This window comes from Sphingomonas sp. KR3-1, from assembly GCF_040049295.1.
Taxonomy (GTDB): domain Bacteria; phylum Pseudomonadota; class Alphaproteobacteria; order Sphingomonadales; family Sphingomonadaceae; genus Sphingomonas.
Genome location: NZ_JBDZDQ010000003.1, coordinates 211,395 through 229,497 on the forward strand (window position 1 = coordinate 211,395; position 18,103 = coordinate 229,497).

Annotated in this window: 18 protein-coding genes; 6 read left to right on the forward strand and 12 right to left on the reverse strand. The window is 68.7% G+C overall.

Annotation, left to right across the window (positions count from 1 at the left end):
• Positions 1–182 precede the first annotated feature (182 nt).
• Both ABLE38_RS16875 and ABLE38_RS16880 read left to right on the forward strand, forming a co-directional pair.
• The gene (locus ABLE38_RS16875) at positions 183–1,430 is read left to right on the forward strand and encodes a Xaa-Pro peptidase family protein (protein ID WP_348975412.1); all 1,248 of its coding nucleotides are present in this window, start codon (positions 183–185) and stop codon (positions 1,428–1,430) included.
• Positions 1,431–1,691: 261 nt separating this feature from the next.
• A complete protein-coding gene (locus ABLE38_RS16880; RefSeq protein WP_348975413.1) occupies positions 1,692–2,240 on the forward strand; it encodes a site-2 protease family protein in 549 nt (182 codons plus the stop codon).
• On the opposite strand, the gene ABLE38_RS16885 is transcribed toward ABLE38_RS16880, so the two are convergent.
• On the reverse strand, positions 2,237–3,232 hold the full coding sequence (locus ABLE38_RS16885; protein ID WP_348975414.1) for an aldo/keto reductase: 996 nt from the start codon (positions 3,230–3,232) through the stop codon (positions 2,237–2,239). The two genes, ABLE38_RS16880 and ABLE38_RS16885, sit on opposite strands and share 4 nt — an antisense overlap.
• 131 nt (positions 3,233–3,363) lie before the next feature.
• Here ABLE38_RS16885 and alaS point away from each other — a divergent pair, with 131 nt between their 5' ends.
• Complete coding sequence (gene alaS / locus ABLE38_RS16890; RefSeq protein ID WP_348975415.1) at positions 3,364–6,003, forward strand: alanine--tRNA ligase; 2,640 nt, start codon at positions 3,364–3,366, stop codon at positions 6,001–6,003.
• Between the two features lie 15 nt (positions 6,004–6,018).
• On the opposite strand, the gene ABLE38_RS16895 is transcribed toward alaS, so the two are convergent.
• The 10 genes from ABLE38_RS16895 to ABLE38_RS16940 all read right to left on the reverse strand — a co-directional run bounded on the left by ABLE38_RS16895 (position 6,019) and on the right by ABLE38_RS16940 (position 15,144).
• Positions 6,019–6,525 carry a hypothetical protein gene (locus ABLE38_RS16895; RefSeq protein ID WP_348975416.1) on the reverse strand — a complete coding sequence of 169 codons (507 nt, stop codon included), beginning with the start codon at positions 6,523–6,525 and terminating at the stop codon, positions 6,019–6,021.
• Positions 6,525–7,040 carry a hypothetical protein gene (locus tag ABLE38_RS16900; protein ID WP_348975417.1) on the reverse strand — a complete coding sequence of 172 codons (516 nt, stop codon included), beginning with the start codon at positions 7,038–7,040 and terminating at the stop codon, positions 6,525–6,527. Before ABLE38_RS16900 ends, ABLE38_RS16895 begins: the two co-directional genes overlap by 1 nt.
• A gap of 72 nt (positions 7,041–7,112) precedes the next feature.
• Entirely contained in the window at positions 7,113–8,912 is a 1,800-nt protein-coding gene (locus tag ABLE38_RS16905; protein ID WP_348975418.1) for a cation:proton antiporter, read from the reverse strand.
• A gap of 87 nt (positions 8,913–8,999) precedes the next feature.
• The gene (locus ABLE38_RS16910; protein WP_348975419.1) at positions 9,000–9,605 is read right to left on the reverse strand and encodes a hypothetical protein; all 606 of its coding nucleotides are present in this window, start codon (positions 9,603–9,605) and stop codon (positions 9,000–9,002) included.
• Entirely contained in the window at positions 9,605–10,063 is a 459-nt protein-coding gene (locus ABLE38_RS16915; protein WP_348975420.1) for a hypothetical protein, read from the reverse strand. Before ABLE38_RS16915 ends, ABLE38_RS16910 begins: the two co-directional genes overlap by 1 nt.
• A gap of 26 nt (positions 10,064–10,089) precedes the next feature.
• A complete protein-coding gene (locus ABLE38_RS16920) occupies positions 10,090–11,211 on the reverse strand; it encodes a TPM domain-containing protein (RefSeq protein WP_348975421.1) in 1,122 nt (373 codons plus the stop codon).
• Entirely contained in the window at positions 11,211–11,600 is a 390-nt protein-coding gene (locus ABLE38_RS16925) for a lysozyme inhibitor LprI family protein (protein WP_348975422.1), read from the reverse strand. Before ABLE38_RS16925 ends, ABLE38_RS16920 begins: the two co-directional genes overlap by 1 nt.
• Positions 11,601–11,725: 125 nt before the next feature.
• Positions 11,726–12,946: an NADP-dependent isocitrate dehydrogenase gene (locus ABLE38_RS16930; RefSeq protein ID WP_348975423.1), complete on the reverse strand. Its 1,221-nt coding sequence runs from the start codon at positions 12,944–12,946 to the stop codon at positions 11,726–11,728.
• 81 nt (positions 12,947–13,027) lie between these two features.
• Entirely contained in the window at positions 13,028–13,645 is a 618-nt protein-coding gene (locus ABLE38_RS16935; protein ID WP_348975424.1) for a methyltransferase, read from the reverse strand.
• 119 nt (positions 13,646–13,764) lie between these two features.
• Positions 13,765–15,144 carry a cytochrome P450 gene (locus ABLE38_RS16940; RefSeq protein ID WP_348975425.1) on the reverse strand — a complete coding sequence of 460 codons (1,380 nt, stop codon included), beginning with the start codon at positions 15,142–15,144 and terminating at the stop codon, positions 13,765–13,767.
• Between the two features lie 109 nt (positions 15,145–15,253).
• Between ABLE38_RS16940 and ABLE38_RS16945 the strand changes: the two genes are divergently transcribed.
• Together ABLE38_RS16945 and pssA are read left to right on the forward strand one after the other, a co-directional pair.
• Entirely contained in the window at positions 15,254–15,982 is a 729-nt protein-coding gene (locus ABLE38_RS16945; protein ID WP_348975426.1) for a phosphatidylserine decarboxylase, read from the forward strand.
• A 35-nt stretch (positions 15,983–16,017) separates the two neighbouring features.
• Entirely contained in the window at positions 16,018–16,812 is a 795-nt protein-coding gene (gene pssA / locus ABLE38_RS16950) for a CDP-diacylglycerol--serine O-phosphatidyltransferase (protein WP_348975840.1), read from the forward strand.
• Here pssA and ABLE38_RS16955 read toward each other — a convergent pair.
• Positions 16,748–16,963 (reverse strand): hypothetical protein, encoded by a 216-nt coding sequence (locus ABLE38_RS16955; protein WP_348975427.1) that lies wholly within the window; start codon positions 16,961–16,963, stop codon positions 16,748–16,750. The two genes, pssA and ABLE38_RS16955, sit on opposite strands and share 65 nt — an antisense overlap.
• A gap of 313 nt (positions 16,964–17,276) precedes the next feature.
• On the opposite strand from ABLE38_RS16955, the gene rpsB reads away from it, so the two are divergent.
• Positions 17,277–18,089: a 30S ribosomal protein S2 gene (rpsB, locus tag ABLE38_RS16960; protein ID WP_348975428.1), complete on the forward strand. Its 813-nt coding sequence runs from the start codon at positions 17,277–17,279 to the stop codon at positions 18,087–18,089.
• The last annotated feature ends 14 nt before the right edge of the window (positions 18,090–18,103 follow it).

Here is an 18,103-nt window from a genome sequence, read left to right on the forward strand (position 1 = left end):
CGCTCAGCCAAGCATGCGCCGGTTGCCTCGCCAGCCGGCCAATGCGGCTTTCCGGTCACGCTGCGCAGCGGCGTTATTGCCGGGCGTCCAATGCGTTTTGGCGCCCGTTACGCAAGGCCGAAGCTATTGCGCGGCGCCGGTCAAGGACCGTATCGCAGGCGAAAGCCTTTCCGGAGAACGCCATGCGCCTCGATCGCCGCACCCTTGTCCGCGCCGCCGCCGCGATGCCGCTGCTCACGCTGCCAAGCGTGCTGCGCGCCGCCGAGCCGGACCTCTCGGCGCTGCAGGACATGACCAAGGGCGCGCAGCCGATCGGCAATGACGAGCGCGCCGCGCGGCTTGCCCGGGCGCAGAGGCTGATGCGGGCCCATGGCATCGGCGCGGTGCTGATCGAGGGCGGATCGTCGCTGGTCTATTTCGCCGGGCTCAACTGGGGGCGCAGCGAGCGGCTGACCGCGATCCTCCTGCCGGCCGAGGGCGAGCCCTGCATTGTCACGCCGTTCTTCGAGGAAGCGCGCACCCGCGAGCGGCTGGCGATCCCCGCCGAGGTCCGCGTGTGGAACGAGGACGAGGATCCGCTCAAGACCGTCGCCGGCTTCCTCAAGGACCGCAAGCTCGCGCATCTGCCGGTCGGCATCGAGGAGACGGTGCGCTATTTCGCCGTCGACGGGTTGCAGAAGAACGGGCTCAAGGTGGTCTCGGCCAATCCGGTCGTGCGCGGCTGCCGGATGATCAAGACGGCGCCCGAGATCGCGCTGATGCAGCTCGCCACCGACGTGACGATCGCCGCCTATCGCTTCGTCTATCCGCGGGTCGAGAAGGGGATGAGCCAGCGCGACGTGTCGGCGCTGATGGACGCGGCAACGCGCAAGCTGGGCGGCGATCCCGAGTTCAGCCTGGTGCTGGTGGGCGAGGGCGCGGCCTATCCGCACGGCACCAAGGTGCCCTCGCCGGTGGCCGACGGGCGGATCGTGCTGATGGACTGCGGCTGCACGGTGCAGGGCTATCAGAGCGACGTGTCGCGCACCTGGGTGCATGGCGGCGCGAATGCCGAGCAGCGCAAGGTGTGGGGCCAGGCGGCGCAGGGCCAGCAAGTCGCGTTCGCCGCGGCCAGGCTCGGCGTGCCGGCAGGCAGTGTCGACGATGCGGTACGGCGCTACTACGCCTCGCTCGGCTGGGGACCGGACTACAAGCTGCCGGGGCTTTCACACCGCACCGGGCACGGCATCGGGCTGGACGGGCACGAGCCGGTCAACCTGGTGCGCGGCGAGAAGACGCTGCTCGCCCCGGGCATGTGCTTCTCGAACGAGCCGGGCATCTACATCCCCGGCAGCTTCGGCGTGCGGCTGGAGGACTGCTTCCACATGACCGAGAGCGGGCCGGCCTGGTTCAGCCAGCCGCCCAGATCGATCGACGCGCCGATGGGGTGAAGGGGCGCGATCCTACATTGGTGGCGAGGCCCGCACGGCAAAGGTCACAAAGGCCGCACCAATGGCGGTTTTCGCCGCGTGCCATTTCCCTGTTTTCCGGGAAATGCGGCGCATTTCGCAACATTATTGCTCGTGCGGAATCCTATATTTCCAACAAGTTGAAAGAGCGGCCGACGCCATTCCGGCGGGACAAGCCAAGCAGGTGAAATCCTACATTGCAACCCCGGCCGTTGCCCGGCAGCTTGGCCGCCGATCGGGGGAATGATGCGGGCGCTGGCGATATCGATCTTCTTCGTCACGGCCTTTGGCGTGGTCGGGTTGCTGAGCGAGCATTTCCATGGCGATTCCGGCCTGGTGCTGCGGCTCCTGATCGATGCGCTGCTCTCCTTCGTCGCGGTGCTGATGCATGAGCTGGGCCATGCCGGCGCAGCCCGTCACTTCGGCGCGCAGATCGGCGCGATCGTCGTGTTGCCCTTCGAGCTCAAGATGAAGCCGCGGCGGCTGCGAGTGCGGTGGCGGGCAGGCGGGGGCGACCTTGGTGGCTATGTCACCTACCGGCTCGACCGGATCGATGCGCGGCGCAAGCATATGGCGATCTCTGCCGCTGGACCCGTCGCCAACCTGCTGCTCGCGCTGGCAGCAGGGGCCGTCGCGGCGCAGCTGGGCACGGCGACGCTGGCGGGTACGCTGCTTGGGGCGCTGGCGATGCTCTCGGTGGGGATGGGGCTTGCCAATCTGGTGCCGTTCAGGGGCAGCGACGGCGCCCATATTCTCCAGGGCTTCCGGGCGGGGCGTCGGGCGCGGAGCTAGCGTCGCGTCATCTCGAGGACGGCTTCGGGGAGCCGCTCGCCGGTTACGTCGAACGCGGCGGTGCCGGCGTCGATCTCGGCGAGGTCGTCGGGCGTGAGCGTCACATCCACCGCGCCGAGATTCTCCTCGAGCCGTGCGAGCTTGCTGGTGCCGGGGATCGGCACGATCCAGGGCTGCTGCGCGAGCAGCCAGGCGAGCGCGACCTGGGCGGGCGTGGCGCCGTGGCGATCGGCGACGCGCTTCACCAGCGTGACCAGCGCCATGTTGGCCTTGCGCGCCTCGATCGAGAAGCGCGGCACGATATTGCGGAAGTCGCCGGGGGCGAAGACGGTGTTCTCGTCGATCTGGCCGGTGAGGAAGCCGGCGCCCAGCGGACTGAACGGGACGAAGCCGATGCCGAGTTCGGCGCAGAGTGGCAGCAATTCCTCCTCGGGCTCGCGCCAGAACAGCGAATATTCGCTCTGCAGCGCGGCGACCGGCTGGACGGCGTGCGCGCGTCGGATCGTGTCGGGGGCCGCTTCCGACAGCCCGAAATGCGCGACCTTGCCGGCCTGGATCAGCTCGGCCACCGCGCCGGCGACCTCCTCGATCGGCACGGCGGGATCGACGCGGTGCTGGTAGAACAGGTCGATCCGGTCGGTGCGCAGGCGCTTGAGCGCCGCATCGGCGACGGCCTTGATATGCTCGGGCCGGCTGTCGACGCCGGGCCGGCGCTCGCCTGTGACCAGATCGATGTCGAAGCCGAACTTGGTGGCGATCACCACCTGCTCGCGCACCGGCGCCAGCGCCTCGCCGACCAACTCTTCATTGGTGAACGGGCCATAGGCCTCGGCGGTGTCGAAGAAGGTCACGCCGGCTTCGACCGCCCTGCGCACCAGGGCGATATTGTCCTGGCGATCCCCGCCCGGCCCATAGGCACCGGCGAAGCTCATGCAGCCAAGGCCCAGCGCCGATACCTGCAGGCCCGAAGAACCGAGGTGGCGATGCTGCATGGGAATTCTCCTCGGCTGGTGGCCGCCACGAGATAGGGTGCCGATTGCACCCGCGCCACAGTCCCGCGGTCAATCACGCTCGGCGAAGTGTTTCGCTTGAGGAATGCGCGGCGCGCAACTAAGTCGCCGATATGACGTCCACCAACGATATCCGCCGTTCGTTCCTCGACTATTTCGAGAGCCAGGGTCACGCCCGTGTCGCCAGCGCGCCGCTGGTGCCGCACAACGATCCGACCCTGATGTTCGTCAACGCGGGCATGGTGCCGTTCAAGAACGTGTTCACCGGGCTTGAGAGCCGGCCCTATTCGACCGCGACCAGCTCGCAGAAGTGCGTCCGCGCCGGCGGCAAGCACAACGACCTGGACAATGTCGGCTATACCGCGCGCCATCACACCTTCTTCGAAATGCTGGGGAATTTCTCCTTCGGCGACTATTTCAAGGAGCAGGCGATCACGCACGCCTGGACGCTGCTCACCAAGGTGTGGGGCATCCCCGCCGAGCGGCTGACCGCGACCGTCTATCATACCGACGACCAGGCATTCGACCTGTGGAAGAAGATCGCCGGCCTGCCCGAGAGCCGCATCATCCGCATCCCGACCAAGGACAATTTCTGGGCGATGGGATCGGACGGTCCGTGCGGGCCGTGCTCGGAGATCTTCTACGACCATGGCGACCATATCTGGGGCGGCCCGCCGGGATCGCCTGAGGAAGATGGCGACCGCTTCGTCGAGATCTGGAACCTCGTCTTCATGCAGTTCGTGCAGGAGAATGACGAGATCATCGGCGACCTGCCGCGCCCCTCGATCGACACGGGCATGGGCCTGGAACGCGTCGCCGCGGTGCTGCAGGGCGTTCACGACAATTACGATACCGACACGTTCAAGGCGCTGATCGCCGAATCGGGCGCGCTGACCGGCGCCGCGACGACGGGCGAGAACCAGGCGAGCCACCGCGTGATCGCCGATCACCTGCGCTCGGCCGGCTTCCTGGTGGCGGACGGCGTGCTGCCGGCCAATGAGGGCCGCGGCTATGTGCTCCGCCGCATCATGCGCCGCGCGATGCGCCACGCGCACCTGCTCGGCGCCAAGGATCCGCTGATGCACCGGATGGTGCCGTCGTTGGTCGCCGAGATGGGCGCTGCCTATCCCGAGCTGGTCCGCGCGCAGCCGCTGATCGAGGCGACGCTGCTGCAGGAAGAGACGCGCTTCCGCCAGACGCTGGCGAACGGGCTGCGCCTGCTCGACGAGGCGACGCAGGGCATGACCGAAGGCGGGGTGCTGCCCGGCGAGACCGCGTTCAAGCTCTACGACACGTTCGGCTTCCCGTACGATCTGACCGAGGACGCGCTGCGCGGCCAGGGCATGACCGTCGATCGTGCCGGCTTTGACACGGCGATGGCCGAGCAGAAGCGCGCGGCGCGGGCGGCCTGGAAGGGCTCGGGCGAAAAGGCTTCGGAAGAGCTGTGGTACGACCTGGCCGACGAGCTGGGCGGCACCGAGTTCACCGGCTATGCGGGCACGCAGGGCGAGGGCCAGGTGCTGGCGATCGTCAAGGACGGCGCGCGGGTCGAGAAGGCCGGGGCGGGCGACAGCGTCGTCATCCTGACCAACCAGACCCCCTTCTACGCCGAGAGCGGCGGCCAGATGGGCGATGTCGGCGTGATCTCGAACGACAAGATGAGCGCGGCGGTGGACGACACCTCCAAGCCGCTCGGCCGGCTGCATGCGCATCATGCCAAGATCGAGACCGGCGAGGTCGCGGTCGGCGACGCGGTGCAGCTCACCGTCGATGTCGATCACCGCGACCGGGTGCGCGCCAACCACTCCGCGACGCACCTGCTGCACGCGGCGCTGCGCAAGCGGCTGGGCGGGCACGTGACGCAGAAGGGCAGCCTGGTGGCGCCCGACCGCTTCCGCTTCGACTTCTCGCACCCGAGCGCGCTGAGCGCCGACGAGATCGCCGATGTCGAGGCCGATGTGAACGCGCAGATCCGCCACAACGGCGCGGTCGAGACGCGGCTGATGGCGCCCGAGGACGCGATCCAGGCGGGCGCGATGGCGCTGTTCGGCGAGAAATATGGCGACGAGGTCCGCGTGCTCTCGATGGGTGCGGGCGACGATGCCTTCTACTCGGTCGAGCTGTGCGGCGGCACGCACGTGAACGCCACTGGCGACATCGCGATCTTCAAGATCGTCTCCGAGAGCGCGGTGTCGAGCGGCGTGCGCCGCATCGAGGCGCTGACCGGCGAGGGCGCGCGGCTGTGGCTCAACGCCCGCGACGCGCAGCTGCGCGAGGCGGCGGCGGCGCTCAAGACCAATCCCGACGACGTCGTGGCGCGGGTCGCCGCGCTGGTCGAGGAGCGGCGCAAGCTTGAGCGCGAGCTGGCCGAGGCCAAGAAGGCGCTGGCGCTGGGCGGCGGCGGTGCCGCACAGGCGGCGGGGCCGGAGCAGGTGGCGGGGATCAACTTCCTCGGCCAGGTGCTCGACGGGCTCGACCCCAAGGCGCTGCGCGGCGCGGTCGACGAGGCCAAGGCGCGGATCGGCAGCGGCGTGGTCGCGCTGGTCGCGGTGAACGAGGGCCGGGCTTCGGTCGCGGTCGGCGTGAGCGAGGGCGTGGCGGCGAGCGCGGTCGACCTGGTCAAGGTCGCGGTGGCGGTGCTGGGCGGGCAGGGCGGCGGCGGCCGTCCCGACATGGCCCAGGGCGGCGGGCCGGACGGCGACAAGGGTGCCGAGGCGCTCGAAGCGGTCAAGGCCGCGCTGGCGGCGGCGTAAGCCGCTACGCCGGGGTTACAGCCCCGGCGCCCAGCCTTCCTCGGGCGAGACCCAGATCGCGCGCTGGTTCATCTCGCTGCGCACCAGCCCGTCGATCGTGATGTCGGAGACGAGGCCCTCGCCATCGACCCGGTCGCGGTAACAGCGCTTGTGGCCGGCGAGCGGCTGGAGCGCGAGCATCAGCCGCTGGCGCACCGCGGTCTCGGTGGCGGGCGTGAGCGCCGCGCCGTCCCTGGTGAGCTTGCCCGAGCTGAAATCGATCGGGCGGACCGTCGCGCAGACGGCGCCGTCCTCGATCTGGCCCGAGGTCTGGTACTCGAGGACGACCACCGGGTCGCTCGAGACGACGCCGTTCACCACCGCATCGAAGCGGCCATCGGGATGCACCGTGTAGCGGACCATCGTCGCGCAGGTGCGCGCCTGGCTGTCCGGGCCGACGCAGCGGACCTTGCCCGCACGGGCAGGGTCGAGCGCGTCGGGCGCGGCCGGGGCGGCGAGGAGGAGCAGGGCAGCGAGCATCATCACATTCCCAGGCTGTAGCCGTCCTTCGCGCTCACCCAGATGAACTTCTGGCTGAGATCGGCGCGGGCGGTGCCGTCGATCGAGACTTCGTTGAGCAGCAGGCCGCCATCGGCAGGCTTGAATTCGGAGCAGGCGGCCTTGCCGTCGAGCGCGCTCACCGCGGCGGTCATCTGGCTCTTCACGGCGTTCGAGGTGGCGTCGTCAGCCGGCTTGCCGTTGAGATAGACGATGCCCGCCTGGAAATCGGCGAGCTTGATCGTCTCGCAGAGCTTGCCGTCCTTGGTGCCGCCCCTGGTGTGCAGCTCCATCGTGATCAGCGGGGTGGGCGCGAGGAACAGCTGGGTGGTCGATTCATACGAACCGTCGGCCCCGGGCTTGTAGCTGGTGGTGCCGAGGCAGGTCTTCTTCTCGAGATTGGGCACGACGCACTGATATTTGCCTTCGCGCGCAGGGGCGAGGGGATCGGCGGCCGGGCCCGTAGCGGCGGTGGCGAGAAGCAGCAGGCTGAAGATCATCGTCGAAACTCCCAGGAAAAGCAGGCGGCAAGAGATGCGCCGGGCCGCGGCGCCGGGCAAGCGCAATCGCCGTCAGGCGGGCACATCCGATTCCTCATTGCCCCGCTCGACGCGGACGCGGCGGAAGCGCGGCTCGCGCTCCATGCCGGCGACTTCCTTGATCTTCTTGCGCATCTCGTCGCGCTTCTCGTGGATCGAGGCGATCACCGGGCCGACGCCGAGGCCGAGATCGACCAGCACCACTTCGGAGAGCTGGAGCGAGCTCTCCAGCGCCTCGGGCACCGCCTCGCTGGCGCCGGCACGGTAGAGCTCGGCGGCATGGGCGGTATCGCGCGCGCGGGCGATGATCGGCAGCTCGGGCACCCAGCCGCGCACGCGCTTGGTGAGGCGCACGGTGAGCACGGGATCGTCCATCGTCAGCACCAGCGCCTTGGCATGGCCGAGGTTGAGCTGGTCGACCAGCTCGGAACGGGTGACGTCGCCGAACAGGACATTGTAGCCGCCGCGGCGCGCGGCGTTGACGTTGTCGATATCGGCATCGACGCCGATATAGGGCAAGCCGTGGCGGCGCAGCATGTCCGCCACGGTGCGGCCGACGCGGCCGAAGCCGATGATCACGGTGCCGGCATGGACCTGCGCCTGGGCGGCATCGGGCACATCCTCGGTCTTCGAGCGCTCGATCAACTGGGCGATCAGCCGCCCGGCCTTGGCGAGCAGCGGCGTGGCGGTGAGCCCGATCGCGGTCACCGTGGTCCAGAAGGCGGCGGTGCTCGGCGAGATCAGACCGGCCGCACCGGCGACGCCGAGCACGATCAGCGTGGTCTCGGACGGACTGGCCATCAGCACGCCGGCCTCCGCCGCAGTGCCCATGCGCGCGCCGGAGAGCTTGAGCAGCCCCATCGTCACCGCGGCCTTGACCAGCATCACCAGCAGCGAGGCGGCGAGCAGCGGCGCCCAGTTGTGCAGGACGAAATTGAGGTCGAGCCGCATGCCGACGGTGATCAGGAACACACCGAGCGCGAGGCCCTTGAACGGCGCGGTGATCGCTTCGACCTCGCCGTGATATTCGGTCTCGGCGATCAGCAGCCCCGCGATCAGCGCGCCGACGATCGGCGAGAGGCCCGCCGCGGTGGTGGCGAGGCTGGCGACGATCACGACGAGCAGGCTGGCGGCGAGGAACAGCTCGGGGCTCTTGGTGCGCGCCGCCTGGGCGAACATGCGCGGGAGCAGCAGCCGGCCGCCGACGAACAGGATCGCGACCGTGACGATGCCGAAGCCGAGCGTCGAGGCGAGCTTGATCCAGCCGGCCTCGCCGCCCGCGGCGCTGGGCGCGAGCGCGCCGAGCAGGAAGATGATCGGGACGAGCGCGAGATCCTCGAACAGCAGCATCGCGAAGCTCGCCTTGCCGACCGCGCTGGTGGTGCCGGCGATCGGGAGGACGAGCGCGGTGGAGGAAAGAGCGAGCGCGAGGCCGAGCCCGATCGCGCCGCCGGTGCTCAGCCCGGTGAGATAGAGGACGGCGCCAAGGATCAGGCCGGCGCCGAGCAGCTCCGCCGCGCCGACGCCGAAGACGAGGGTGCGCATCGACCATAGCCGCTTGAACGAAAGCTCGAGGCCGATCGAGAACAGCAGCAGGATGATGCCGAACTCGGCGAACGGCTCGATCGCATGCGCGTCCGATATGGTGATGTGGTAGAGCCAGGGATTGCGCGGCACCAGGCTGCCGAGCCCGAACGGACCGACCAGCGCGCCGACCAGGATGAACCCGATGACCGGGCTGATGCGGAAGCGCGCGAACGCCGGGATGACGAGCCCGGCCGCGCCGAGGATCACCAGCGCATCGCTGAGTCCGCTATTGGTGAGGGTCAGCATGGAGCGGCGGGTCGGAGCGTGATGAAAATCATGAGCCTAGGCAGCATGGGGAGGCAGCCATTGCAAGACTTTGCGGTCGTTTTCGCGTCAATGCCCGCCAGGAAATGGGGCACAGAGCTGTTCGGCGCGGGCCTTGCTGAGCGCGGGGACGATAGCGAGCAGCGCGTCGGGCGTGAGCGCGGCCAAGTCCGGGCATGCGGCGCGGATCTTGCGGACCGCGCCGGGATCGATGCCGATCAGCGCAAGCACCGCCTGGATCGCATCGAGATAGGGGCCGGGGCCGACCCCGACGCCGAGTTCCGCCATCGATGCCATTTCGAGCTGGAACACGCCGGCCATGCCCTCGAGCAGGCAGTTGCTCGCGCTCGGGTTGGCCGAGGGCGAGAGGAGATGGACGATCTCGTGGGCCAGCTCGAAATGGGCGAGCCTTGGATCGGCCGCGGCGGCACGGGTGAGCCGGATCGCGACGTGGAAGGGGCGATCGGCCAGCGGATAAGTGACGTGGTTGACCCCGTCGGCAAACTCGACCCCGGCGAAGAACCAGCGCGGATCGCGCGGGCCGAAGCGACGCTCGGCCTCGATCAGCATCCAGCTCACCAGATCGGGCCAGCTCGCCGTCCAGCCATCGGGCAACGCGGCCTTGTGGAAACCCAGCGCGGGAATTTCGCTGGACGGGGTGGCCGAGAAGGACATCAGAACCGTTTGCCGGCAGGCGTCGGGGCGCCGGCATGGGGACGGAGCGGCGCGCCCTGATAGGGCGTGAAGGGCTGGGCGGTGCAGCTGCCATGCTCCTCCACCGACACCTTGGGGTCGCGCCCGTCCGCGCTCGGATGCGGATCGAAGTCCCAGAGATAGCTGTATTCGCCCGTGCCGCGATCGAGGGTGAGGCTGTAGTTGCGCTTGGCCTCGGGATCGTCGGCCGTTGCGCTCAGCCCGTCCTCGTCGCCGCTGAACGGCTGGAGCTGGCAGGCGCCGTGCGCGGCGTCGCGGAGGCACCAGCGGTCCGCGCCGGTATCGATGCTCAGCCAATGCTTGGCCGGCTTGCCCGAGTCGGTCTTGCCCGCGCAGTGGAGGTCGAACTGGCGCGCCGCCTGCTGCGCCTTAGCAAGCGCAGGGGTGAGCAGGGCGGCGGCGAGCAGCAGCGTCTTCATTCGGGTCCTCGCGTCAGGGAAAAGGGCTACCAGCGATCGTCGGCGCCGCCGCCGCCGGCCGAGCCGCCGGTATAGTTGCCCGAATCATCGGCCGGGGGCGGCGGCGGGGCGGGCGGATCCGGCCAGCTGGTATCGGGCACCGGCGGCGGGGGCGACGGGTCCCAGCCCCATTGGGTGGGATCGGTGGGCGGAGTCGGGGTCCAGCTCGTGTCCGGGGCGGTCCAGCCCGTATCGATCGGTGGCGCCGGCGGCTCAGGCGAGATCAAGGGCTCCGGTGACGTGTCGCTGCCTTGCGGCTGGGGCGCGCCGGGCCTGGCGGGGCGGCGGGCGGCTTCGGCTTTGGCCGCTTCCATCCGCGCGATTGATTCGGCGCGGTGCCGCTCGATCGTGGCGGTATTCTCTGCCCAGCTCCTGTCGAAATCGGCCTGCATCGATTGCTGGAATCCCGCGAGCGGATTGGCGTGCGGAAAATTCCCCGCCGCCAGTCGCCGCGCACCGCGTGCGGCGCGGATCGCGGCGCGCACCGCGATGAACACAATCCAGAAGATGCCGGCCATGAAGCCGAGGAAGCCGATGAGGATCGCCCAGGCGACCCAGTCCATCTCGGGCGCGGGTGGCGCGGGTACGGGCGGGGGCTGGATCGGCTTGCCGTCCACCGGCGCCGAGATGCGCGCGACGATGGCGCGCTCGCCGGCCAGCATCGCCGCGTCATAGTTGCCGGCGACGAGCTGGGGCCGGATCTGCCGGATGATGTCCGACGAAGCGGCATCGGTCAGGATCGGCTCGAGCTTGTAACCGACTTCGATGCGTTCGGCGCGGTGACCGGGGCGCTCGCGCGGGGCGATGAACAGGATCGCGCCGTCATCCTCGCCCTTGCGGCCAACCTGCCAGGTGCGGAAGAGCGCGATGCCATAGTCGTTCGGCTCCAGCCCCTCGAGCGAGGCGATAGTGGCGACGACCAGCCGGTGGCCGGTCTTGTGGCGCAGGTCGGCCAGCTCGCGGGTCAGCGTCGCGCGGGTCGCGTCGGAAAGGACGTGCGCATCATCGACCACGTCGCCGGTGAGCGCCGGGAATTGCGGGCCGCCCTTGGCCGGCGCAGCGGCGGGTAGGCCTAGCGCGAGCGCGGCGGCGAGGGCCAGCCGGAACATCAGCGGCCGGCCGCTTCATTGAGTTCAGGGTAATCGGCCAGGCCCATGCGGCGCTCGATCGTGCGGTGGAGGCGGCAGCTGGCAACGTAATAGGCGGCATCGCCGGCGCCCAGGTCCATCTTGCCCGGCACCGCGCAGTCGAGATCGCGGAACTGGCGCCACGCCGTCTCGGCCTTGCTCGCTTCCGGGCGGACCGGGACGGGCAGCTTGGCGAGCGCCGCCGCCCACTCCTTGGCGAGCAGCGCATCCTGGCGGCTGGCCTCGACCTCCGCGCAGCCGGCGCTGACGATCGGCTCGGTCGCCTTGGCGTCGCAGGCCTTGAAGGCGGCCGTCTCATAGGCGGCATAGGGATCGGGCGCGGCGGCAAGGAGGGCGAGGGCGATCAGCATGGGATCCTGGCTAGCGAGGCTGTGCTACACGCTAGCTACACCAGCATCTGCGGAATCCTGCATGAAAAAAAGGCATCCCGGACTGGCCGGGATGCCCCAGATCACCTGGCCGATGGCCGGGGGGCTCAGCCCCAGGCGGCCATCTTCTTCTCGAGGTTCTCGCGGATCGCCTCGAAGAACTGCTCGGTCGTCATCCAGGCCTGGTCCGGCCCGATGAGCAGCGCGAGGTCCTTGGTCATCTTGCCGCTCTCGACGGTCTCGATGCAGACGGCCTCGAGCGTCTCGGCGAACTTGACCACGTCCGGCGTGCTGTCAAACTTGCCGCGGAACGACAGGCCCTGGGTCCAGGCGAAGATCGACGCGATCGGGTTGGTCGAGGTCGCCTTGCCCTGCTGGTGCATGCGATAGTGGCGCGTGACGGTGCCGTGCGCGGCTTCCGCCTCGATCGTCTTGCCGTCCGGCGACATGAGGACCGAGGTCATCAGGCCGAGCGAGCCGAAGCCCTGCGCGACGGTGTCCGACTGGACGTCGCCGTCATAGTTCTTGCAGGCCCAGACGAACTTGCCCGACCACTTGAGCGCCGAGGCGACCATGTCGTCGATCAGGCGGTGCTCGTAGACGATGCCGGCAGCCTTGAACTTGTCGGCGAAGTCGGCGTCGAAGGTCTCCTGGAACAGGTCCTTGAAGCGGCCGTCATAGGCCTTGAGGATCGTGTTCTTGGTCGAGAGATAGAGCGGCCAGCCGCGATCGAGCGCGTAGTTCATGCTCGCCTTGGCGAAGTCGCGGATCGACTCGTCGAGGTTGTACATGCCCATGGCGACGCCGGCGCTCGGGAAGTCGAACACTTCGTACTCGAGCTCGTTGCCGTCGGTGCCGACCCACTTCATCGTGAGCTTGCCGGCGCCGGGCACCTTGAAATCGGTCGCGCGATACTGGTCGCCGAAAGCGTGACGGCCGACGACGATGGGATCGGTCCAGCCCGGAACCAGGCGGGGGACGTTCTTGATCACGATCGGCTCGCGGAAGACGACGCCGCCCAGGATGTTGCGGATCGTGCCGTTGGGCGACTTCCACATCTTCTTGAGGCTGAATTCCTCGACGCGCGCCTCGTCCGGGGTGATCGTGGCGCACTTCACGCCGACGCCGTACTGCTGGATCGCCTTGGCGGAATCGATCGTGACCTGGTCGTCGGTCGCGTCGCGGTTCTCGACGGAGAGGTCGTAGTATTTCAGGTCGATATCGAGATAGGGCTTGATCAGGCGCTCGCGGATCCATTCCCAGATGATCCGCGTCATTTCGTCGCCGTCGATCTCCACGACGGGCGTTGCAACCTTGATTTTCGCCATTGCTCGCTGTTCCTATGAAAGGGGTTTGGCGAGCGTCTAGGAGCATGAAGCGGGGGGATCAAGTCACCCCCGACACCGGTTTCAGTCGTTCCAGGCCCACCAGAGCTGCGCGGGCGGGATGTTGATCCACTCCATCGCATGATCGATGTGCGACCAGTGCGGGGTGAGGAAGTTCTTCACGCGCGGGTTGTACTGGTAGACTAGGAAGGCGCCGCCCTTGCGGATCACTTCGCGCGTCGCCTTGGCGATCGCATCGCCCACGCCCGGCGGGAGAGTGGAGAAGGGCAGGCCCGAGGCGATGTAATCGGCATGCTCGAAGCCATGCTCGGCGACGATCTGCTTCACGTCCGCGGCCGAGCCCTGCACCGCGATCAGGCGGGGATCGGGGATGCTCTGCTTCAGGTAGCGGATGAAATCGGGGTTGGTGTCGATCACGATCAGCTTGGCATCGGGGGCCAGGCGATCGAGGATCGGGCGGGTGAAGGTGCCGACGCCCGGGCCATATTCGACGAAGAGCCTGGTGCTTTCCCAATCGACGGGCGCGAGCATCTTGTTGATCGTGAAGCGCGACGAGGGCGCCACCGCGCCGACCATCACCGGCCGCTTGAGGAAGCCGCGGAAGAACATGCCCCAGGGCGAAGGCGTGCCGGCAGCGCGGCGGTTACGCGTACGGGCCTTGGCGGCAGTCGAAGCGGGCATGGGCAACCTTATTGCAACTTTAAGACAAGCCCCCGGCATTTGGGCAATTCGAACGAACATGCAAGCGCGCCAGTTGCATTTCACCGCATCGGCGGGCGTTGAGCTGTGGGCAAAGGTGGTTACGCGGCGGTGAAGGAGACCCGCATCGGCAGCCCGCCGCCGGGCCGGATGCTGGTAGATGCGACCGGCCAGGGCGTCGACAGCGGCGTGAAGCGAGCGCTCCGGGCCAAGGTCGCGAGGATCACGACCAGTTCGGTCATCGCGAAGGCGGCGCCGAGGCAGATGCGCGGGCCGGCACCGAAGGGCAGGTAGAGGTGCCGGTCGGGCTGGGGCTCTCCCGGGGCGAAGCGGTCGGGATCGAAGGCGTCCGGGGCGTGCCAATGCGCGCGGTGGCGGTGGAGCGCGTACACGGGCACCAGGATGCGCGTGCCGGCACGGATCGCGCGGCCGTCGATCACGGTGTCGTGCATACAGACGCGAGTGAGCTGATAGCCCGGCGGATAGAGGCGCAGCGTCTCCTGGATCACCTGGCGAGTGAAGACGAGCGCATCGATATGCCCGGCATCGACCGGTGCGCCGGCGGTGACCGCCTCGACCTCGGCGCGGATGCGCGTGCCGGTGGGGGCGTGCATAGCGGTGAGCCACAACGCCCAGCCAAGCGTGACGGCGCTGGTCTCGTGCCCCGCCAGGATGAAGCCGAGCAGATTGTCGCGCAGCAGGGCGTCGTCCATCGGGCGGCCCGTTTCGGGGTCTGTAGTGCCAAGCAGCAGATCGACCAGGTCGCCGCGCGGCGGGGCGCTACGGCGACGGGCGATCATGCGGTCGACATCGGCGCGGAGCAGCGCCGCCTCTGGCGCGGGCTTGTTGTGCTTGCCGCGATGGGCACGGTCCGGAAGGAAGAGATAGCTCAGCCGGCGATATTCGAGCTGGCCTAGAAAGGCGCGAACCCGAGCTTCGGTCTGCGCGCGCTCGAAATCTTCCCCGCCCGAGAGGACGGTGTCGAGGATGACGTCGAAGGCGATGCGGCCGGTCTCGACGGCGATGTCGATCGGCTGGAGCGCGGTTCGCCAGCGTGCGAGCGCGGCTTCGGCGGCGGCGCGCATGCGCGGGGCGAGCGCGGCCATCTGGGCGGCGCGGAACGGGGGTGCGGCGGCGCGGCGCTGCCAGCGCCATTCGGGCCCTTCCGAGGTGACGAGGCCCTCGCCCCAAGCCGGGTGCATCACCCGGCGCCAGAGCGCCCCGTGCGGGAAATCCTCGGCATGATCGACCATCGCGGCGCGCACGCCGGCAGGATCGGTGAGGAATATCGGCGCGCCGGGGAAGGGCGGGCGCCAGCTCGTGCCCTCGAACAGGGCGCGAGGCCAGGCCTCGATCGGGTTGCGCATCGCACGGGCGAGGACCTGCCAGGGCAGCATGCGTTCGAGCGGCTCGGGATGCGGCGGGGAAAAGGGCTGCGGCGTGCGTTCCGCGAAGGCTCCAGGCGCGTCGTCCGTCAACATCCCGGTCCCTCCGATGACGATGCCTGCTCCTAGGCCGGAACGGCGCTTCGGGAAAGACGCGCCGCCACGTGCGTTGTGTTGGCCGCAACACGCAGCTACAGGCTTTGCGATGGCATCTTTGGACAAACCGCCGCTCGGCACCCCCACGGTGAAGTGGCGCTTCCCCGACATTCACCCGGAAGGCCGCAAATATGTGGCCATCGCGGCCGCGATCGCGCTGCTCAGCCTGTTCGTGTTCGACTTCATCACCTGGCCGCTGGTGTTCCTGGCGTTCGGCGTCGCGGCGTTCTTCCGCGATCCGATCCGGGTGACGCCGCAGGCCGAGGGCATCCTGGTGGCGCCCGCCGACGGGCTGGTCACGATGATCCAGCCGGTGGAGCTGCCGCCGGAGCTGCGCGGACCGCAGGCGCTGGGCGAGGCGCCGATGGTGCGCGTGTCGATCTTCATGAGCGTGTTCGACGTCCATGTGAACCGCACCCCGATCACCGGCACGATCCGCCACGTCATCTATATCTCGGGCCGCTTCCTCAACGCCGATCTCGACAAGGCGAGCGAAGAGAATGAGCGCCAGCACTTCATCGTCGAGGACAAGAACGGGCTGCGCATCGGCTTCACGCAGATCGCCGGCCTGGTCGCGCGGCGCATCGTGAGCTTCACCAAGCCGGGCGACATGGTCGTTGCCGGCCAGCGTGTCGGCCTGATCCGCTTCGGCAGCCGGGTCGACGTGTTCCTGCCCGCGGACTATGTCGCGCAGGTCACGCTCGGCCAGCGCACGATCGCCGGCGAGACGATCATCGCCAAGAAGGGGGCTGCCGCCGTCAGCGGCATCTCGCAGTGACGGGGCGCGAGCCGCGGACGCTCCGCCCGCGCCGCATGCGGCGGATGCGGCGCCAGGTGCGCGGCATCCCGCTGCGGGCGATCGCGCCCAATGCGATCACGGCGCTGGCGCTTTGCTCGGGCCTGACTGCGATCCGGTTCGCGATCGATGCGAAATGGGAACTGGCGGTGCTGATGGTGCTGATCGCCGGGCTGCTCGACGGGATCGACGGCAAGGTCGCCCGGATGGTGCGCGGCGAGAGCCGGTTCGGCGCCGAGCTCGACAGCCTGTCCGACGCGATCTCGTTCGGCGTCGCGCCGGCGATGATCCTCTACCTCTGGTCGCTCCAGGCGCTCGGGCGCTTCGGCTGGATGATCGCGCTGGTCCATGCGCTGTTCTGCGCGCTGCGCCTGGCGCGGTTCAACGCGCAGATCGATGCCGAGGAGCAGCCGCACAAGTCCGCGGGCTTCCTGACCGGCGTGCCGGCGCCCGCTGCCGCCGTGCTGGCGCTGCTGCCGCTTTATCTGTGGCTGTTCACCGAAGAGCCGCACTTGCGCTCGCCAATCGTGGTCGCGCCCTGGACGGCGCTGGTCGCGGTGCTGATGATCTCGAGCGTCGCCACCTTCGCGCCGCACGTCCGGCTGAAGCAGCGCATCCGCTTCGAGGCGATCGCGGTGCTGGTGGTGCTCGTCGCGGCACTGGTGGCCGCGCCCTGGCCGACGCTGGCGCTGATCGCGGCGCTCTATGCCGCCTCGATCCCGCTCAGCATGCGCAACTATCGCCGGATCAGGCAGCTGCGCGAAGCGGGAACGGCGCGGGGCGACGCGCCGGAGCCGCATAGCGCACCGTAACGCGGGTCGGCACCAGCGCCGGCAGGGGCTGGGCAGTCTGGCCGAGCAGCTCGCGCATGCGGGGAAGCTGGTTCGCAATCGATGCGAAGATCGTCCACACCGCAACGACGAAGGCGGTGCCGAACAGCAGGACGGTAAGCAGTGCAGTCATCACTTGGCTCCCAAAACACGCCGTACCTGGCGGGAATCCAATGATTCCAACCCCTTGGCGCCCGCTGACGTTCCCTGTCCGCGTTCTGAGCCGTTTATGTTCCGTTAACGTTCCCGTGTCAAGCGCATGTTCTTCGCTTGTTCCTATTTTGCGGAACGGCGCTTGAACCGGGGTGCGTGACACCCCACTTGCACTGCACGGCGCTTTCGATTAGGGGCGCCGCTCTCAAACCGCATGGGAAGCATCATAACCCGGTGCCGGACGCAGTCCGGTCACTCGCTTCCCAGAGGCTCAACCGGAAGGATATATCCCTATGGCGGCACCTGTCGTCTCCATGCAGGCATTGCTCGAATCGGGCGCGCACTTCGGCCACCAGACCCACCGCTGGAACCCGAAGATGAAGCCCTACATCTTCGGCGATCGCAACGGCGTCCACATCATCGACCTCTCGCAGACCGTGCCGCTCTTCGCGCGCGCGCTCGAGTTCGTCAGCTCGACTGTCGCCGGCGGCGGCAAGGTCCTGTTCGTCGGCACCAAGCGCCAGGCGCAGGAGCCGATCGCCGAGGCAGCGCGCCGTTCGGGCCAGCACTTCGTCAACCATCGCTGGCTGGGCGGCATGCTCACCAACTGGAAGACCATCTCGGGCTCGATCAAGCGCATGAAGGCGCTCGAAGAGCAGCTCTCGGGCGACACCGCGGGCCTCACCAAGAAGGAAGTCCTCCAGCTCACCCGCGAGAAGGACAAGCTCGAGCTTTCGCTCGGCGGCATCCGCGACATGGGCGGCGTTCCCGACATCATGTTCGTGATCGACGCGAACAAGGAAGAGCTGGCGATCAAGGAAGCCAACACGCTCGGCATCCCCGTCGTCGCGATCCTCGATTCGAACGTGAGCCCGGACGGCATCGCCTTCCCGGTTCCGGCGAACGACGACGCCTCGCGCGCCATCCGCCTGTACTGCGAAGCGATCGCCATCGCGGCGACCCGCGGCAACCAGGACCGCCAGGCGAGCTTCGGCGTCGACCTCGGCGCGCAGGAAGTCGCTCCGGTCGAGCCGGCGCTCGAAGTCGCCGCCCCGGCCGAGACTGCCGAGCAGGCTGCCGAGGGCGAGCGTCAGATCGACGCGTGAGTTGAAACCGGCTG

Coding starts and splice junctions, on each gene's coding strand:
- ABLE38_RS16875 (WP_348975412.1), top strand. CDS start 183: ATGCGCCTCGATCGCCGCACCCTTGTCCGCGCCGCCGCCGCGATGCCG.
- ABLE38_RS16880 (WP_348975413.1), top strand. CDS start 1,692: ATGATGCGGGCGCTGGCGATATCGATCTTCTTCGTCACGGCCTTTGGC.
- ABLE38_RS16885 (WP_348975414.1), bottom strand. CDS start 3,232: ATGCAGCATCGCCACCTCGGTTCTTCGGGCCTGCAGGTATCGGCGCTG.
- alaS (WP_348975415.1), top strand. CDS start 3,364: ATGACGTCCACCAACGATATCCGCCGTTCGTTCCTCGACTATTTCGAG.
- ABLE38_RS16895 (WP_348975416.1), bottom strand. CDS start 6,525: ATGATGCTCGCTGCCCTGCTCCTCCTCGCCGCCCCGGCCGCGCCCGAC.
- ABLE38_RS16900 (WP_348975417.1), bottom strand. CDS start 7,040: ATGATCTTCAGCCTGCTGCTTCTCGCCACCGCCGCTACGGGCCCGGCC.
- ABLE38_RS16905 (WP_348975418.1), bottom strand. CDS start 8,912: ATGCTGACCCTCACCAATAGCGGACTCAGCGATGCGCTGGTGATCCTC.
- ABLE38_RS16910 (WP_348975419.1), bottom strand. CDS start 9,605: ATGTCCTTCTCGGCCACCCCGTCCAGCGAAATTCCCGCGCTGGGTTTC.
- ABLE38_RS16915 (WP_348975420.1), bottom strand. CDS start 10,063: ATGAAGACGCTGCTGCTCGCCGCCGCCCTGCTCACCCCTGCGCTTGCT.
- ABLE38_RS16920 (WP_348975421.1), bottom strand. CDS start 11,211: ATGTTCCGGCTGGCCCTCGCCGCCGCGCTCGCGCTAGGCCTACCCGCC.
- ABLE38_RS16925 (WP_348975422.1), bottom strand. CDS start 11,600: ATGCTGATCGCCCTCGCCCTCCTTGCCGCCGCGCCCGATCCCTATGCC.
- ABLE38_RS16930 (WP_348975423.1), bottom strand. CDS start 12,946: ATGGCGAAAATCAAGGTTGCAACGCCCGTCGTGGAGATCGACGGCGAC.
- ABLE38_RS16935 (WP_348975424.1), bottom strand. CDS start 13,645: ATGCCCGCTTCGACTGCCGCCAAGGCCCGTACGCGTAACCGCCGCGCT.
- ABLE38_RS16940 (WP_348975425.1), bottom strand. CDS start 15,144: ATGTTGACGGACGACGCGCCTGGAGCCTTCGCGGAACGCACGCCGCAG.
- ABLE38_RS16945 (WP_348975426.1), top strand. CDS start 15,254: ATGGCATCTTTGGACAAACCGCCGCTCGGCACCCCCACGGTGAAGTGG.
- pssA (WP_348975840.1), top strand. CDS start 16,018: ATGCGGCGGATGCGGCGCCAGGTGCGCGGCATCCCGCTGCGGGCGATC.
- ABLE38_RS16955 (WP_348975427.1), bottom strand. CDS start 16,963: ATGACTGCACTGCTTACCGTCCTGCTGTTCGGCACCGCCTTCGTCGTT.
- rpsB (WP_348975428.1), top strand. CDS start 17,277: ATGGCGGCACCTGTCGTCTCCATGCAGGCATTGCTCGAATCGGGCGCG.